The organism is Vibrio sp. OY15, assembly GCF_000742455.1.
Lineage (GTDB): Bacteria > Pseudomonadota > Gammaproteobacteria > Enterobacterales > Vibrionaceae > Vibrio > Vibrio alginolyticus.
The window spans coordinates 276,286-292,416 of record NZ_JPIL01000006.1 but is presented as its reverse complement, the minus strand read 5'-3'; the positions used below and the strand labels follow the sequence as shown (position 1 = coordinate 292,416).

The 16,131-nt window shown below is 44.9% G+C and carries 17 protein-coding genes; 9 read left to right on the top strand and 8 right to left on the bottom strand.

The features are described 5' to 3' along the window. The first annotated feature begins 260 nt into the window (after positions 1-260). From lptD to apaH, 6 genes are all read left to right on the top strand, one after another. Positions 261-2,606 (top strand): LPS assembly protein LptD, encoded by a 2,346-nt coding sequence (gene lptD, locus IJ23_RS08545; RefSeq protein WP_033906028.1) that lies wholly within the window; start codon positions 261-263, stop codon positions 2,604-2,606. 59 nt (positions 2,607-2,665) lie between these two features. Beyond that, complete coding sequence (gene surA, locus IJ23_RS08540; protein WP_005379672.1) at positions 2,666-3,949, top strand: peptidylprolyl isomerase SurA; 1,284 nt, start codon at positions 2,666-2,668, stop codon at positions 3,947-3,949. Then, on the top strand, positions 3,939-4,937 hold the full coding sequence (gene pdxA / locus IJ23_RS08535) for a 4-hydroxythreonine-4-phosphate dehydrogenase PdxA (RefSeq protein ID WP_005383085.1): 999 nt from the start codon (positions 3,939-3,941) through the stop codon (positions 4,935-4,937). Before surA ends, pdxA begins: the two co-directional genes overlap by 11 nt. After that, a complete protein-coding gene (rsmA, locus tag IJ23_RS08530; protein ID WP_005379669.1) occupies positions 4,934-5,743 on the top strand; it encodes a 16S rRNA (adenine(1518)-N(6)/adenine(1519)-N(6))-dimethyltransferase RsmA in 810 nt (269 codons plus the stop codon). The genes pdxA and rsmA overlap by 4 nt, the downstream gene beginning before the upstream one ends. Positions 5,744-5,818: 75 nt before the next feature. After that, positions 5,819-6,199 carry a Co2+/Mg2+ efflux protein ApaG gene (apaG, locus tag IJ23_RS08525; protein ID WP_005379668.1) on the top strand — a complete coding sequence of 127 codons (381 nt, stop codon included), beginning with the start codon at positions 5,819-5,821 and terminating at the stop codon, positions 6,197-6,199. A gap of 15 nt (positions 6,200-6,214) precedes the next feature. Then, the gene (gene apaH / locus IJ23_RS08520) at positions 6,215-7,021 is read left to right on the top strand and encodes a bis(5'-nucleosyl)-tetraphosphatase (symmetrical) ApaH (protein ID WP_033906026.1); all 807 of its coding nucleotides are present in this window, start codon (positions 6,215-6,217) and stop codon (positions 7,019-7,021) included. Positions 7,022-7,290: 269 nt separating this feature from the next. Here apaH and folA read toward each other — a convergent pair whose 3' ends face one another. From folA to rplU, 6 genes are all read right to left on the bottom strand, one after another. Beyond that, entirely contained in the window at positions 7,291-7,770 is a 480-nt protein-coding gene (gene folA, locus IJ23_RS08515; protein ID WP_005379666.1) for a type 3 dihydrofolate reductase, read from the bottom strand. A 9-nt stretch (positions 7,771-7,779) separates the two neighbouring features. After that, positions 7,780-8,253 carry a threonine/serine exporter family protein gene (locus IJ23_RS08510; protein WP_005379665.1) on the bottom strand — a complete coding sequence of 158 codons (474 nt, stop codon included), beginning with the start codon at positions 8,251-8,253 and terminating at the stop codon, positions 7,780-7,782. Further along, positions 8,253-9,053, bottom strand: a complete 801-nt coding sequence (locus tag IJ23_RS08505) for a threonine/serine exporter family protein (protein ID WP_005383089.1) — start codon at positions 9,051-9,053, stop codon at positions 8,253-8,255. Before IJ23_RS08505 ends, IJ23_RS08510 begins: the two co-directional genes overlap by 1 nt. Before the next feature lie 195 nt (positions 9,054-9,248). Beyond that, a complete protein-coding gene (cgtA, locus tag IJ23_RS08500) occupies positions 9,249-10,424 on the bottom strand; it encodes an Obg family GTPase CgtA (protein ID WP_005383091.1) in 1,176 nt (391 codons plus the stop codon). 212 nt (positions 10,425-10,636) lie between these two features. Next, a complete protein-coding gene (rpmA, locus tag IJ23_RS08495) occupies positions 10,637-10,894 on the bottom strand; it encodes a 50S ribosomal protein L27 (protein WP_005383095.1) in 258 nt (85 codons plus the stop codon). A gap of 20 nt (positions 10,895-10,914) precedes the next feature. Further along, on the bottom strand, positions 10,915-11,226 hold the full coding sequence (gene rplU / locus IJ23_RS08490) for a 50S ribosomal protein L21 (protein WP_005383096.1): 312 nt from the start codon (positions 11,224-11,226) through the stop codon (positions 10,915-10,917). A gap of 256 nt (positions 11,227-11,482) precedes the next feature. On the opposite strand from rplU, the gene ispB reads away from it, so the two are divergent. Then, positions 11,483-12,454, top strand: a complete 972-nt coding sequence (ispB, locus tag IJ23_RS08485; protein ID WP_005383097.1) for an octaprenyl diphosphate synthase — start codon at positions 11,483-11,485, stop codon at positions 12,452-12,454. A 93-nt stretch (positions 12,455-12,547) separates the two neighbouring features. Here ispB and IJ23_RS08480 read toward each other — a convergent pair whose 3' ends face one another. Together IJ23_RS08480 and mdh are read right to left on the bottom strand one after the other, a co-directional pair. After that, positions 12,548-12,739, bottom strand: a complete 192-nt coding sequence (locus IJ23_RS08480) for a hypothetical protein (protein ID WP_005379661.1) — start codon at positions 12,737-12,739, stop codon at positions 12,548-12,550. A 113-nt stretch (positions 12,740-12,852) separates the two neighbouring features. Continuing rightward, positions 12,853-13,788: a malate dehydrogenase gene (gene mdh, locus IJ23_RS08475; protein ID WP_005379660.1), complete on the bottom strand. Its 936-nt coding sequence runs from the start codon at positions 13,786-13,788 to the stop codon at positions 12,853-12,855. A 359-nt stretch (positions 13,789-14,147) separates the two neighbouring features. On the opposite strand from mdh, the gene argR reads away from it, so the two are divergent. Both argR and IJ23_RS08465 read left to right on the top strand, forming a co-directional pair. Then, the gene (argR, locus tag IJ23_RS08470; RefSeq protein WP_005379659.1) at positions 14,148-14,618 is read left to right on the top strand and encodes a transcriptional regulator ArgR; all 471 of its coding nucleotides are present in this window, start codon (positions 14,148-14,150) and stop codon (positions 14,616-14,618) included. Positions 14,619-15,023: 405 nt separating this feature from the next. Beyond that, positions 15,024-15,992, top strand: coding sequence for a TAXI family TRAP transporter solute-binding subunit (locus IJ23_RS08465; RefSeq protein WP_005379657.1), 969 nt, complete (start codon positions 15,024-15,026; stop codon positions 15,990-15,992). Positions 15,993-16,131 lie beyond the last annotated feature (139 nt).

Genomic DNA, 16,131 nt, shown 5'->3' with positions numbered 1-16,131 from the left:
TTCTCTATCAATGAATTTTTATCGACGACGGCGGTCTTATAGTGCCGGATGCAACGATTTCCTTTATGATAATGGAATTAGTTTTATTTCGGCTAGGCCATTTCGCCTGCTTATCTTTGCAGCTATTTTGTCGTCATTATGCCACAGTGAATCAATACGCTGGGATAAATGCGACTATAGTTGATTCATTTGGCTATTACGCTAGGGTACAACAAGCCCTATAGCCATCGAGTAGTAGTGACACAGGAAAGTTCAATTCAATGCAACATTTCTCCCGCACATTTTTAGCGGCCTCTATCAGCACCGCCTTGTTTGTACCCACCACTCAAGCTGAAGCGAATATCCATGATAGTGTGCAGGAAATGCCCGCCACAGATCAATGTTTGGTCGATACAAGTGGCGAGGAGGACGCTCTTAATACCCCAGTAGTGGTAGAGGCTGACACCCTGCAAGCCATCAATGGTGACAAAGCTCAGTACTCAGGTAATGTACAAGTCACCCAAGGCCAGAAGAAAATTACCGCAGATAGCGTAACGCTGCACCAACAAGACAACGTCGTGGTTGCCGAAGGCAACGTGACTTTCAATGACGGCCAAGTCAAAGCTCGATCTGATCGTGTTACTAACGACATTAATCAAGATACGTTTTCACTTGAGAACACCGATTATCAGTTCCTTTGCCAACAAGGCCGAGGCACTGCAGCCTATATCGCCCGCACAGGTCAGTCGGTTTATGAACTCGAAGACGGCTCTATCACATCGTGCCCTCAAGGCGATAATTCATGGCGATTGGTTGCGTCAGGCATCGATGTTGACCAAGATGAAGAGACAGCGACGCTGCACCATCCTCGATTTGAAGTGTTAGATGTGCCTGTTTTCTATGTGCCGTATCTAACCATGCCAATTGGAGATACGCGCAAAACGGGTTTCCTCTTCCCTTCTTTATCGTACGGTTCTAGTGATGGTATGGAAGTCGAGGTGCCATTCTATTGGAACATCGCGCCTCAATATGACATGACACTCACCACGCTCTATATGCAGCAACGTGGTACAAAACTCGATACTGACTTCCGCTACCTAACAGATGGTTGGGGAAATGGAGAAATCAAAGGCGAATACCTCAATAGTGATCGCAAATATCAGGACGAGTCTCGTTGGGGCTACCAAGTTAAACACGACGGTATCATCAATAAACAGTGGATAGTCAAAGTCGATTACTCAAAAGTGAGTGATATTGATTACTTCCTCGATCTCGACTCCAACATTGGTAACCGTGAAGATGGTCAACTGGTTCAAGAAGGACAAGTACAATATCGTTCTGACTTCTGGGATGCCTCGTTAACCGTTCGTGACTTCCAAATCTTATTGAAAGAAGAGAACCGCCCTTATCGCCTGCTTCCTCAGTTAGACTTGAACTACTACACGCCGTTGTGGGGAGATTACCTTAACTTTGACGTGAAGAGCCAAGTCAGCCGCTTCGATACGAGCGATGCTGCGCGACCAAATGCGACCCGTGTTCACATTGAACCAGGGCTTACATTACCGCTCTCAAACTCATGGGCAACGTGGACAACAGAAGCGCGCGTGCTCTCTACGTATTACTCTCAAGACTTAACGGGTTTGACAGATGTAAACTTGCAAAACCAGTTGGATGATGAAGTTTCTCGTGTTATTCCTGAGTTCCGTACGCATGCGCAACTTTACTTAGAACGAGATACAAGCTGGATCAAGGGCTACACCCAAACACTGGAGCCTCAGCTGCAGTACTTGTACGTACCTGAAGAAGATCAAACCAACATCTACAATTACGATACCACCTTGCTACAAACCGACTACTACGGGCTATTCCGCAGTCGTAAGTACAGTGGCATTGATAAAATCGCCTCTGCGAACCAGTTAAGCTACGGTGCGAGTACTCGCTTCTTTGATGATGACTATAAAGAGCGTCTTAACGTTTCATTTGGTCAGATTTACTACTTCGATAAAAAGACCAAACTGAGCAACAGCCCAAATCTTCCGGATGAGACCACCAACTATTCATCATGGGCGATTGAAGCCGATTTCAACTACAACGATTACTTGTTCTATCACGGTGGAATTCAATACGATATCGATTTGAGCTCCATGCAGTTGGCGAACAGTACCTTAGAGTACCAATTTAACGGTGGCTTTATTCAGGGTAACTATCGTTACGTCACGCGTGAATACATCGAAGATACGATCATTCTCGAAAACCTAGACACAATTACTCGTAAAGGCATTTCACAAGCAGGTATTGTAGCGGCCTACGAGTTCAACCCGAACTGGTCTGCAAGTGGTCAATACTACTACGACCTCAATGAAAATGCGGACCTAGAATGGCTAGCGAGCCTGCGTTACCAGTCTGACTGTTGGTACATTGGTGTGACTTACGCCAACCAATTGCTTGGTTGGAAAAACCAAACTATCGGCAGCACTGGGGCATCACCTGAATACGAAAATAACTTTAGCGTTAACTTCGGTATTCAAGGCTTTGCGACCAATCAGCGTGAAGACACTGCAGTCAAAGAACTGGATGGTTCTGACAACGCGATTAAGTACGGCCGCCCATTCTATCTGAACAATTAATCAAAATAGGCGTCTTAAATGAATAAGACGCCTATTCAAAAATACTGACGGAATTTTAAATGAAAATTTGGAAATCAATCTTATTCACGACCCTACTCTCTTGCGGAGCGGTTGCAGCACCAGTAGAGATCGATAAGGTTGCGGTCATCGTGAACGACGGTGTAGTTCTACAAAGCGACATCGAAACAGCGATGAAAACGCTGCAAGCCAACGCACGTCAAAGTGGAAAGAGCTTACCTTCTACCAGCGTGTTAAAAGAACAAGTCGTTGAAAAACTTATCATTGATACGTTGCAAGGCCAAGAAGCAGACCGTATTGGTGTGCGTATTGACGACAACCGTTTAAACCAAGCGATTGCAGAGATCGCACGTAATAATGAGCAATCGGTAGAACAACTCGCTGCTTCTGTAGAAAGTGAAGGTTTAAGTTACCCAGAATTCCGCGAACAAATTCGTAAGGAAATCGCCGCATCAGAAGCCCGCAATGCACTGGTTCGTCGCCGTATTAATATCCTTCCAGCAGAGGTCGATAGCCTTGCGGAACAACTATCACAAGAAACCAATGCGACTGTTCAATACAAAATTGGACACATTCAACTGCGCTTCTCTGACGATAAAGAAAAATCTGCTGTAGAAGCAGAAGCTAAAGCGCTCGCGAAAAAGCTAAACGAAGGTGCAGACTTTACGGAGATGGCCTACACCTACTCAAAAGGTCCTAAAGCTTTACAAGGTGGTGACTGGGGCTGGATGCGTAAAGAAGAGATGCCGACCATCTTTGCTGATCAGATCAAGATGCAAAACAAAGGCAGCATTATTGGTCCTTTCCGTAGTGGCGTTGGTTTCCACATCCTAAAAATAGAGGATGTCAAAGGCCTAGAAACGGTTGCGGTAACGGAAGTAAATGCGCGTCATATTTTGATTAAACCAACCGTGATTCTGAGCGACGAAGGGGCGAAGAAGCAACTGAATGAATTTGTACGCCGCATCAAAGCCGGTGAAGCAACGTTCGCTCAATTGGCAACACAATACAGTCAAGATCCTGGCTCGGCAGCACAAGACGGTGAACTAGGTTATCAAACACCAGATCTTTACGTGCCAGAATTCAAGCACCAAGTAGAAACTCTGCCAGTTGGCTCAATCAGCGAACCGTTCAAAACCGTTCACGGCTGGCATATCGTTGAAGTGTTGGATCGTCGCCAAGTTGACCGTACTGACTCAGCGATGAAGAACAAAGCTTACCGTATTCTATTTAACCGTAAATTTAATGAAGAAGCGGGCGCATGGATGCAAGAGCTACGCGCAAGTGCGTTTGTTGAAATCGTGGATGACAACAATGACAACTAATACAATTCGTAGAATTGTCGTAACCGCAGGGGAACCTGCGGGTATCGGCCCAGACTTAGTGCTTGCCCTATCGAAAGAAGATTGGGCGCACCAAATTGTCGTCTGTGCCGATAAGAATATGCTGACGGAGCGAGCCAAGCAGCTTGGAATCGAAGTCCAACTGTCTGATTACAATCCAGAAGAAGCACCTAAAGCACAAAAAGCGGGCACGCTTATCGTTGACCATATCCAAATATCGGAACCTGCGGTCGCAGGCGAGCTCAATGAAGCGAATGGCCACTATGTACTAAAAACGCTAGAAAGAGCGGCTTTAGGCTGTATGAATGATGAATTTGATGCTATTGTCACCGGCCCTGTTCATAAGGGGGTGATCAATCGCGCAGGTGTTGCATTCAGTGGTCATACTGAATTTTTCGCCGAGAAGTCACAAACGCCGCTAGTCGTAATGATGCTAGCAACGGAAGGACTACGCGTGGCGCTGGTTACAACACATATTCCTTTAGCTTATGTGTCCAAAGCTGTCACCGAAGAGCGATTAGAAAAAATCATCGATATTCTTCATAAAGACCTTGTAGAAAAGTTTGCTATCGCACAACCAAACATCTACGTTTGCGGGCTTAACCCTCATGCTGGCGAAGATGGCTGCTTAGGTCGTGAAGAGATCGAGACCATCACTCCGACACTGGAAAAAATTCGACAAGAAAAAGGTATCAACCTGATCGGCCCTCTGCCGGCTGATACCATTTTCAATGAAAAATATTTAAATGATGCTGATGCTGTTTTAGGCATGTACCATGATCAAGTATTGCCAGTATTAAAGTACAAAGGCTTTGGTCGTTCAGTAAACATTACTCTTGGTCTACCTTTTATTAGAACATCGGTGGACCACGGTACTGCATTAGATCTGGCAGGGACAGGTCAAGCGGATACAGGGAGTTTCCGAACAGCGCTCACGCATGCGATAGATTTGGTAGAGAAGAAACAATGAGAAATGATGTCCATTTAGGACACAAAGCGCGTAAACGTTTTGGTCAAAACTTCCTGAACGATCCATACATTATTGATGGAATCGTATCAGCGATTAACCCAAAACCAGGTCAAAACCTGGTTGAAATCGGTCCTGGTCTTGGTGCAATTACTGAGCCAGTAGGTCGTGAAGTAGATAAGTTCACAGTTATCGAATTAGACCGCGATCTGGCAGAACGCCTACGTACTCACCCTGAACTGGCGGATAAGTTGACCATCCATGAGGGTGACGCTATGCGTTTTGACTTCACTCAATTAGTGAAGCCAAACAACAAGCTGCGCATTTTTGGTAACTTGCCATACAACATCTCTACACCATTGATGTTCCACCTTTTTGAGTTCCATAAAGACATTCAAGACATGCACTTTATGCTGCAAAAAGAAGTGGTAAACCGCTTAGCCGCCGGCCCTGGCAGCAAAGCTTACGGCCGTTTAACGGTAATGGCTCAGTACTACTGTAAAGTGGTACCAGTACTGGAAGTACCGCCAACGGCATTCGTTCCACCACCGAAAGTGGATTCTGCCGTTGTTCGTTTAGTGCCTTACGAAGAGCTGCCATGCCCGGCGAAAGATCTGCGTTTGCTCGATCGCGTTTGTCGTGAAGGCTTTAACCAACGTCGTAAAACCGTTCGTAACTGCTACAAATCGTTGTTAAGCACAGAAGTACTAGAAGAGCTAGGTGTTAATCCAAGCATGCGTCCAGAGAACCTGACGCTAGAACAATTCGTCGCAATGGCGAACTGGCTTGCGGATAACCCGCAGCACTAAGAACTCAAACAATGAGCCAAACCCTTGTAGGTTTGGCTTATTATTATTGGGATATTACGTTTCTGAGGAGTGCACATGGACGTCATTCAACCTTGCATCAAAATTCAAGTTCACACCAAATACATCGAAGAACAGTCCAACCCAGAGCTACAACGCTACGTTTTCGCTTATATCATCACCATCAAAAACCTTAGCCAACAAACCGTACAGTTAGTGAGCCGCCGCTGGCTAATCACAGACTCGAATGGCAAGCAAATGACGGTTGAAGGTGACGGAGTGGTAGGCCAGCAGCCCTTTATTCCAAGCAATGATGAATACACGTACAGTAGCGGAACAGCGTTAGAAACCCCTGTCGGCGTTATGCAAGGACACTACAAAATGCTGGATGAAAAAGGGCAAGAGTTCATCACCGAAATTGAACCATTTCGCTTGGCTGTTCCAAATGTTTTAAATTAGTAAATTGGAGATTCAGTGGCTACCTATATTGTTGGTGACATCCAAGGCTGTTTTGATGAATTGCAGCGACTACTAGAAAAAGTATCTTTCTCTGCGAAAAAAGACCAACTTTGGCTTGCTGGTGATTTGGTCGCCAGAGGGCCTAAATCATTAGAAACGTTACGCTTTGTGAAGTCACTTGGCGCAAGCGCAATCGTCGTGCTTGGTAATCACGACCTTCACCTTCTTGCAGTGGCTCACGGGATAAAAAAGGTCAAAGACAAAGATAGAACCGCACCTATTTTCACGGCCCCTGACAAAGAGGAACTACTGACATGGCTAGCTCAGCAACCTCTAATGGCCGAGCATGACGAGTTCGTGATGTGTCACGCTGGCATATCACCGCAGTGGAATCTAAAAACAGCGAGAAAGTGTGCCCGTGAAGTTGAGCGCATCATCCAAAGTGAAGAGCTGCCTTGGCTATTAAAAAACATGTACAGCAATCAACCTGATTCCTGGGATGACTCTCTACAGGGTTTGGACCGATACCGTTATATTATCAATGCTTTTACGCGGATGCGCTTTTGTTTCCCTGATGGTCGTTTGGATATGGATTGTAAATTGCCACCGCAACAAGTTTCCGGTAACGAACTTATTCCATGGTTTGAGGTGCCTGAACGTATCCACTTAAACAAAGCGGTGCTCTTTGGGCACTGGGCTGCACTGCAAGGTTATATGAACAGCGAAGTCATCGGGCTAGATACTGGCTGTGTTTGGGGCGGAAGCCTAACCATGATCCGTTGGGAAGATAAGAAAATTTTTACTCAGGATGCGTTAAGTTAAACACTGAATAACAGTCGATAATCCATAGTAGGAGGAATACCTGTCACTTAACACCTCCTGTAGGGTCATTCCAACGAGCCTTAACGAGACTAGAAATCTAATATCCTCGCGCTGCGAATAGATAGAAATACCTTTGACAACAAAGTACTCGTATAGAGGCTCCTGAATCTCGCTCTTTCGTCGCTTTTCAGGATGACGGTAGGTTGGGATGGCCGCTCGCTGTTATACGAACGGCATTACCGTATTAACTACGCGGTGTTAATCTCGAATTACTTTTCTAACACAGTAAAGCGCATGTTGTAGGCGTTTTTCTCATCGGCTTGATACATTTCTGAGTAAGTTTCCTTAAACTCGTCTCCCCAATCTGGGAACTGAGTATCACCATCAATGGCCGCTTCAATGTGTGTTACATACAGTTTATTGGCCATAGGCAGACAAGTGGTGTAAATCGCACCACCACCAATGATCATCACTTCTTCCACATCACCTGCGACTTCCAGAGCCTGCTCAATCGATGTTACGGTAGTGACACCTTCGATCTTTAGTGTCTCATCACGGCTAATAACAATATTCAAGCGACCAGGTAAAGGGCGACCAATAGACTCATAGGTTTTGCGTCCCATCACAACCGGTTTTCCCATGGTACAACGCTTAAACCAAGCGAAATCGGCGGGAAGGTGCCAAGGCATTTGATTGTCTTTGCCAATGATGCGATTGTCGGCCATCGCGGCAATCATACTAATGATCATGTTAGGTCCTTATACAATAGGTCTGCGGCGATAGAATAACAGCCCTGGAACCGCAAGACCAACTGCTAAACCTGCAATAATAAACATGGCCTTAAGAAAGTTTTCCATACAGGTTGCAACAAGCTCGGGTGAGTAGCCAACATGATTGATCTCTACCATAGCGATCATTGCTTTGTAAGCAAACACACCCGGCACCATCGGGATCAAAGCAGCCACAGTAAACACTTTTGGATGCGCGAGAAAACGGTGAGACCAGTACACACCGATCATCCCAACTAACGTCGCAGCAAAAAAGGTTGCCCACTCAATAGGAATGCCAAACTGCATCATCAAGTAGCGGCTACCATGACCAATCGCACCACCAACAGCGCAATACACTAAAGCTCTTTGTGGCACGTTAAAAACCAATGCAAATCCTACGGCGGGAATCGCCGCAAAAAACATGTCATTCAACAGGCCAAACATCAAATCAAATAAACTCATTAGATAGCCCACCCCCAAATTCCAGTTACACTCATCGCAGCAACGATCCCCAAACATGTCGCCAACGTTAGTAAACTAGCCATCACAAATCGAGCAATCCCCATATTAATGTGGCCTTTCAACATATCTGCGACAGAGTTAATGAGTGGGAAACCAGGTACAAGCATTAATACTGACGATGCCATTGCTACGGTAGGTAGATTACCGATTTGGTAAATTTCCGCCTGTGCTGAAATTAAGGTAGTCACAAAAGCGGTCGCAGCAAAGTTCAATAGAGGGTTGAAATGACGATGACCAATTTCTTGGCGAACGATCATGCCACCAGCTGAAGCTAAAAAGGTCATGATGAAGACTCCCCAATCACCACCAGCTAGATGACTGAATGCCGCACAAGACAAGCCAATCATAAACACCACCAACCAGCGGTTATAACGCTCTGGACTGATAGCGTTCAGCTTTTTCTGCGCCATGGTTGCATCGAGCAAACCACGTTCCATCATGATACAGATTCGTTGAATTTGCGTAATAACGCGCATATTGATGCCACGATCAGCGCAGCTTCGGGTGGTGGTGATGCAATGCCCATCCATTACCGTCGTCACAACCAATGCATTAGCTGATAGTGCTACCGCAACTTCATTCACCCCACAAGCAAGGCCAATACGACGCATAATATCGCTCACAAGAGTACTTTCAGCACCATGAGCGAGTAGCATTTGTCCGGCTTGGGCGACAAGACGAGAAATCGATCGTTGAGTAGATACCGCCAACTCTCTAGGCGGTATGGTTTCTAGAGTCATAAATAAGTCTAATTCCTTTTAGGGTGTTACTCATTCATACGCGCGAGGGCCAAACTAACCCTCAAAAAACACGACGTATCGGTTATTGTGCCGTAAATCACATCACCTAAATATGATTTAGATACAAAAAAAGCCGCAATAAATAATTGCGGCTTAATGAATTATAGGCAAACAGGCATTGTTTGACCGTTCTGATTAGTCACGAACGTAGACAACGTGACCGTCATCTTCTTCATCGTCCCAGTCATCCCAATCGTCGTCGTCATCTTCAGTGATAACGTCTTTACCCGCCATCGCATCTTTATGGTAATCATCCCACATGAAGTTAACTTTATCTTCTTCAGCCACTTCTTCCTCTTCGCGAGGTAGGTTATCCATAAAGTCAGCCAGTTTGTAACAAAGCTCTTTAGTACCGTTACGATTGATCGCCGAGATCTTAAAGTACTCGTCTTCCCAACCTAGTGCGTCTAAGATTTCTTGGATCTTCTCATTCGCTTCTTCTTCAGGCATTAGATCAACTTTGTTGAACACTAACCAGCGCGGCTTACTTGCCAGTTTTTCGCTGTATTGTTCTAGTTCATCAATGATCGTCAATGCATTTTGCACCGGATCGGACTGATCAATTGGCATAATATCGATCATGTGCAGCAATACTCGACAACGCTCTAAGTGCTTCAAGAATCGAATACCAAGGCCAGCGCCATCTGCTGCACCCTCGATCAAACCAGGGATGTCTGCAACAACAAAACTTTTCTCTGGTACGACACTTACGACACCCAAGCTTGGGATCAAAGTCGTGAATGGGTAATCAGCGACTTTCGGTTTTGCTGCTGATACTGCGCGGATAAAGGTTGATTTACCGGCATTAGGTAGACCAAGCATACCCACATCAGCAAGAAGCAATAGCTCAAGGCGAATTTCGCGTACTTCACCTTTTGTACCCAATGTTCTCTGACGAGGCGCGCGGTTTACTGAAGATTTGAAACGCGTGTTACCTAGACCGTGCCAACCGCCTTTTGCGATCATCACTTTCTTACCGTGTTCAGCAACTTCCGCCACGATTTCATTTGTGTGGATATCCACAGCGCGCGTACCCACAGGTACACGAAGAACGATGTCTTTACCACGCTTACCTGTACAGTTACCACCGCGACCGTTTTCACCACGCTCAGCTTCGTAGAAGCGCTGGAAACGGTAATCAATCAGGGTATTTAGGTTTTCATCGGCTTGGATATAAACATCACCACCGTCACCGCCATCACCGCCATCAGGGCCACCTTTAGTGATGAATTTTTCACGCCAGAAACTGACAACGCCACTACCGCCATCACCAGCCTGAACTTTTACTACCGCTTCATCTACGAACTTCATCTTTTACTCCGACTACTTCGTGCGTGGATTAAATCTTACTATGTCATCCGACAATTTTAGCAGATGACAGATCTAAGCTCCCAGATTCAAATCGCTTAGGATCTTAGCGAGAAACTTCGATATGTCGACTGCCACAAATAAAAAACCCCGCCGATTCGGCAGGGCTTTTGAATTCAGCTTAAAGCTATTAAGTAATTTGGTTAAAAACCTAATTACTCAGCTTCGATGCTTACAAACTTACGGTTCTTAGGACCTTTCACTTCGAACTTCACTTTACCTTCAGTAAGAGCGAATAGAGTGTGGTCTTTACCGATACCTACGTTGTTACCAGCGTGGAACTTAGTACCACGTTGACGAACGATGATGTTACCTGCAAGTACAGATTCACCACCGAAACGCTTAACACCTAGACGTTTGCTTTCTGAATCGCGGCCGTTACGAGTAGAACCACCAGCTTTTTTGTGTGCCATTGTTAAACTCTCCTAATAGATTAAGCGTTGATACCAGTGATCTTCACTTCAGTGAACCACTGACGGTGACCCTGTTGCTTACGAGAGTGCTTACGACGACGGAACTTAACGATTTTAACTTTATCGCCACGACCGTGTTGTACAACTTCAGCAACAATTTTGCCGCCCTCTACAAGAGGAGCACCAACTTTGATGTCTTCGCCGTTAGCAACAAGAAGAACTTTATCAAATTCTACAGTTGCACCAGTTTCAACGTCTAATTTCTCTAAACGAAGAGTTTGACCTTCGCTTACACGGTGTTGTTTACCACCAGATTGGAAAACAGCGTACATATTTTACTCCGCTTTTTCCGCACAGCCTTTCTTGAGGGTGTGCGCTAAACTAATCATCAATAGGGCGCAGATTCTACAGAATAGATGCTCCTATGACAAGCCATATTTTGAAAAAATTGGCGAAAAGCTAATCGCCAAAGAAAAGTGCGGCAATCATGCCCTTTAGTAATGTATTAATCAACGTTTTTTAGTGTATTATTCGACAATTATATAAATCGAATAAGCCTTGCAGGGTCTAACTTCAGCCGGATATACGATGGATTTTAAAACTATCCAAGCGCTTACTGCCGATGACATGGCAAAAGTGAATGAAACAATTCAAGCCCAACTTAATTCTGATGTCTCTTTAATCAACCAGCTCGGTTTTTATATCGTGAGTGGTGGAGGCAAACGTCTAAGACCGCTTTTAGCGATACTGTCAGCCCGTGCACTTGGTTACCAAGGCAATGGTCATACAATGGCAGCTGCGTTTATTGAGTTCATCCATACAGCGACTTTGCTGCATGATGACGTGGTAGATGAATCAGACATGCGCCGTGGTAAAGCCACTGCGAATGCAGCATTTGGCAATGCGGCTAGCGTATTAGTTGGGGACTTTATCTATACACGCTCATTTCAGATGATGACGGAACTAGGATCCATGAAGATCCTTAAACTAATGAGCAATGCCGTAAACGTGATCGCCGAAGGTGAAGTACAGCAGTTGATGAACTGTAACGACCCTGACACGACAGAAGAAAGCTACATGCAAGTCATCTACTCTAAGACTGCGCGCTTATTTGAATCCGCAACTCAAATCGGTGCAATCTTAAATGATGCTCCTGAGCATGTGGAAATCGCAATGCAAAATTACGGTAAGTATCTAGGCACTGCGTTTCAGCTCATTGATGACGTCATGGATTACACTTCTGATGGCGAAGACATGGGTAAAAATGTGGGTGATGACTTGGCCGAAGGCAAGCCAACTTTGCCTCTACTCCATGCTATGCGTAATACCACACCAGAAAACGCCATCATGATTCGTGAAGCAATTGAGAAAGCGAATGGCATGGATCGCTTAGAAGAAATTCTTGCGGTCATGAAAGAAGCGGGCTCTCTGGAATACACAACGCAAAAAGCTCTAGAAGAAGCAGACAAAGCAATCGCAGAACTATCAGTGTTGCCAGAGTCTGAATACAAACAAGCGCTTGTTACTCTGGCTCATGTCGCAGTACAACGCACGAAGTAATCAATAGCTACCCATAACGCAAGACTTATAGCAAAAAGGAAGAGCATGCTCTTCCTTTTTTACGTTTGATACCTAATGACGACGCCGGAGGCGCTAGTAATATCTGTCACTACCGCCATGCAGTTGTGGATCATCTTCTATTTCATCAAAGCTAACGGCGAGCTGCTGTTCAGTCCCTTGTTTGGACAACAATACCGTCTCTGCTTCATGGTCGACCACTAATATCGTACCGACGCCTTGTTGGCACTCAACAACCATGCCTTTACGGATTCGACTCGCTTCCATCATCTTCTCCTTCACTACGTGGTTTTATTCGACCATTTTTACGAAGTTGAGAAATCAAGGATCAAAAAAGCCGATCAAAATGATCGGCTTTTTTCTTATATAGGCTTTCTAGATTACTTTGCGAATTCAACACCAATGTTGATGTCGCCATTTAGTGTTTCTAGCATACCGTCTAATGCAGACTTTTCGTAATCGCTGAGTTTGCCGTAGCTTAGTACTTCTTCAACGCCTTCTTTACCCAGTTTCACAGGTTGCGCGAAGTAAGTCGCGTGTTCGCCGTCGCCTTCAACGTAAGCGCACTCAACTACGCCTTCTTCACCTTGAAGAGCACGAACCAGAGACAGACCAAAGCGACATGCAGCTTGGCCCATTGATAGTGTTGCACTACCACCACCCGCTTTAGCTTCTACAACTTCAGTACCTGCATTTTGAATACGTTTCGTTAATGCTTCTACTTCTTCAGCTGTAAACTCAACACCTTCTACTTGAGACAGTAGAGGTAAGATCGTTACGCCAGAGTGACCACCAATAACTGGCACGCGAACGTCACCTGGATCTTTGTCTTTAAGCTCAGCAACAAACGTTTCTGAACGGATAACATCCAACGTTGTTACACCAAATAGACGACGCTTATCATAAACACCCGCTTTTTTAAGAACTTCAGCAGCAATTGGCACTGTTGTATTTACAGGGTTTGTGATGATACCAACACAAGCTTTCGGACAAACAACCGCAATCTTCTCCGCTAGCGATTTAACGATACCAGCGTTTACATTAAATAGATCCGCACGATCCATACCTGGCTTACGCGCAACACCAGCAGAAATTAGCACAACATCCGCGCCTTCTAGTGCTGGAGTAGGATCTTCACCAGCGTAACCTTTGATAGAAACTGGCGTAGGGATGTGGCTAAGATCAGCGGCCACACCAGGAGTTACTGGAGCAATATCATATAGGGCTAGATCAGAACCAGCAGGAAGACGGTTCTTAAGTAGAAGGGCCAGGGCTTGACCGATGCCACCAGCGGCACCAATAACGGCTACTTTCATGTAGTTCTCCTTGAGAGTATTTCTCTTATAAACGTATTCGTAGGGTAGTTTGTAACCAACTTAAATAAAGCTATCGGAATCACAACTTGATTACAATCAATTAACGCTAGCTTTGCGACCTCGCGCAACTCGCTGTTACCGTGCTACAAATGGGGCTTGGATTATTCTTTTATTCTGTTGAAATGACAAGGAATTCAAGAAAACAGATACAGCCCTACTTCAGCGCGCTAAAGAATTCTATGTGGTATATAGTTTACAGTGACGCATCTAACATAATCCTGGGACTCTTTGGCACCGCCTGAATATATATGCGAGAATATGCAAAATTGCTGACCCGTAATAAGAGATTTGTAATGACTATGCGCAATTCAGAAAAACAAGACAACTTAGTTCGCGCCTTTAAAGCCCTGTTAAAAGAAGAAAGCTTTGGCTCACAGGGCGAGATTGTTGACGCACTCAAACAGCAAGGGTTTGAGAGTATCAACCAATCTAAAGTCTCACGTATGCTGACTAAATTTGGCGCCGTCCGTACGCGCAATGCAAAAATGGAAATGGTTTACTGTCTTCCTGCTGAGCTAGGTGTACCAACAGTCAGCAGCTCTCTGCGTGAACTGGTGCTAGACATCGATCGTAATGCAGCGTTAGTGGTAATTCACACCGGCCCAGGTGCAGCACAGTTGATTGCTCGCTTGCTTGATTCACTCGGTAAATCCGAAGGTATTCTTGGCGTTGTCGCGGGTGACGATACCATTTTCATTACGCCAACCATGGCAATTACGACTGAGCAACTCTTCAAATCAGTGTGCGAGCTGTTCGAATATACTGGTTAAGTTCTATAAAGCTTCAATCAGCTAACTCATTGTGGGTTATAAAAGAAGTCTCATTTTGTAGCCCATAATTTATGTAAATTTTTTGCTTACTCCGATCATTCTTTAATCACCTGTTTTGTGATTAACATCACGCAATTGATCTTTTTCATTTCAGTCACCAAACGTTAATTAAGTAATTGTTATAAAAAGAATTAAATCACAAATTGAATCCTATCCCCTGATACAAAATTCAGACTTATCAACTATAACATTTAACAATTGGATAATTTTCTGCCTATTTTTTGTTATGATTCGCTCGCTTTTTCAAACGATTGGATTGAAAAAGGTGCCGTTTCCAAATAGGAAACTCCAGAAGTGATTTATGGTTATTTCCGGGTAAATAATGAATATAAGGAAGGGAAATTCATGGCATTTAACAAACTTCTCAAAGTAGGCGCTATCGCTGCAGCCGTAATGGGCGCAGGCGCAGTTAACGCTCAAGAGTTTATTACCATCGGTACTGGCTCTGTGACAGGTGTTTACTACCCAACTGGTGGTGCTATCTGTAAGTTGGTAAATAAAGGTCGTAAAGACCACAACATCCGTTGTTCAGTAGAATCGACTGGTGGCTCAATTTACAACGTTAACACTATCCGTGCAGGCGAATTAGATTTTGGTATCGTGCAATCGGATTGGCAGTACCACGGCTACAACGGTACGAGCAAGTTTGAAGAACAAGGCCCGTACAAGAAGCTACGCGCAATGTTCTCTCTTCATACAGAACCTTTCAACATCATTGCGCGTGCAGATTCAGGTATTGAAAACGTTGAAGACCTGAAAGGTAAGCGTGTAAACATCGGTAACCCAGGCTCTGGTGACCGTGCAACGATGGGCGTTGTCATGGAAGCGATGGGGTGGACAAACGACAGCTTCAAATTGGCGTCTGAGCTAAAAGGCTCTGAACGCTCTCAGGCACTTTGTGATAACAAAATTGACGCCTTCATTTACATGGTCGGCCACCCGAACGGTTCAATCAAAGAAGCAACCACATCATGTGATGCGAAGCTAGTTTCAGCAACAGGCCCTAAAATCGATAAAATTGTTGCCGACAACCCATACTACGCCTTTAGCTCAGTACCGGCTGGTATGTACCGCGGTACAGACAAAGACGTAAACAGCTTTGGTGTTGCAGCAACAATGGTAACGACCTCTGATGTTTCAGACGATGTCGCTTACAACGTGGCAAAAGCTGTGTTTGAAAACTTTGATACCTTCAAACGTCTACACCCTGCATTCGCAAACTTGAAGAAAGAAGACATGGTGAAAGCTGGTCTTTCTATTCCTCTTCACCCAGGTGCAGAAAAATACTACAAAGAAATGGGTCTAATTAAGTAATTTCCTCAGACTCTACATACAGGCAGGAAAGAATATTTTCTGCCTGTTTGAGCATACAGGTTGTAGCACGTTCTAACTGTATGCTTCATTCGCCAGTTTTCTTCTGATAACTGCGAGCTCATACCCAAGAAAACTTAAA

What these genes read in the sequence shown, in the direction of transcription:
- IJ23_RS08510 (WP_005379665.1), bottom strand. Translation starts at nt 8,253, where the DNA reads ATGAGTTTATTTGATTTGATGTTTGGCCTGTTGAATGACATGTTTTTT.
- lptD (WP_033906028.1), top strand. Translation starts at nt 261, where the DNA reads ATGCAACATTTCTCCCGCACATTTTTAGCGGCCTCTATCAGCACCGCC.
- IJ23_RS08465 (WP_005379657.1), top strand. Translation starts at nt 15,024, where the DNA reads ATGGCATTTAACAAACTTCTCAAAGTAGGCGCTATCGCTGCAGCCGTA.
- rpmA (WP_005383095.1), bottom strand. Translation starts at nt 10,894, where the DNA reads ATGGCACACAAAAAAGCTGGTGGTTCTACTCGTAACGGCCGCGATTCA.
- cgtA (WP_005383091.1), bottom strand. Translation starts at nt 10,424, where the DNA reads ATGAAGTTCGTAGATGAAGCGGTAGTAAAAGTTCAGGCTGGTGATGGC.
- pdxA (WP_005383085.1), top strand. Translation starts at nt 3,939, where the DNA reads ATGACAACTAATACAATTCGTAGAATTGTCGTAACCGCAGGGGAACCT.
- folA (WP_005379666.1), bottom strand. Translation starts at nt 7,770, where the DNA reads ATGATCATTAGTATGATTGCCGCGATGGCCGACAATCGCATCATTGGC.
- surA (WP_005379672.1), top strand. Translation starts at nt 2,666, where the DNA reads ATGAAAATTTGGAAATCAATCTTATTCACGACCCTACTCTCTTGCGGA.
- IJ23_RS08480 (WP_005379661.1), bottom strand. Translation starts at nt 12,739, where the DNA reads ATGGAAGCGAGTCGAATCCGTAAAGGCATGGTTGTTGAGTGCCAACAA.
- mdh (WP_005379660.1), bottom strand. Translation starts at nt 13,788, where the DNA reads ATGAAAGTAGCCGTTATTGGTGCCGCTGGTGGCATCGGTCAAGCCCTG.
- ispB (WP_005383097.1), top strand. Translation starts at nt 11,483, where the DNA reads ATGGATTTTAAAACTATCCAAGCGCTTACTGCCGATGACATGGCAAAA.
- argR (WP_005379659.1), top strand. Translation starts at nt 14,148, where the DNA reads ATGCGCAATTCAGAAAAACAAGACAACTTAGTTCGCGCCTTTAAAGCC.
- rplU (WP_005383096.1), bottom strand. Translation starts at nt 11,226, where the DNA reads ATGTACGCTGTTTTCCAATCTGGTGGTAAACAACACCGTGTAAGCGAA.
- rsmA (WP_005379669.1), top strand. Translation starts at nt 4,934, where the DNA reads ATGAGAAATGATGTCCATTTAGGACACAAAGCGCGTAAACGTTTTGGT.
- apaG (WP_005379668.1), top strand. Translation starts at nt 5,819, where the DNA reads ATGGACGTCATTCAACCTTGCATCAAAATTCAAGTTCACACCAAATAC.
- IJ23_RS08505 (WP_005383089.1), bottom strand. Translation starts at nt 9,053, where the DNA reads ATGACTCTAGAAACCATACCGCCTAGAGAGTTGGCGGTATCTACTCAA.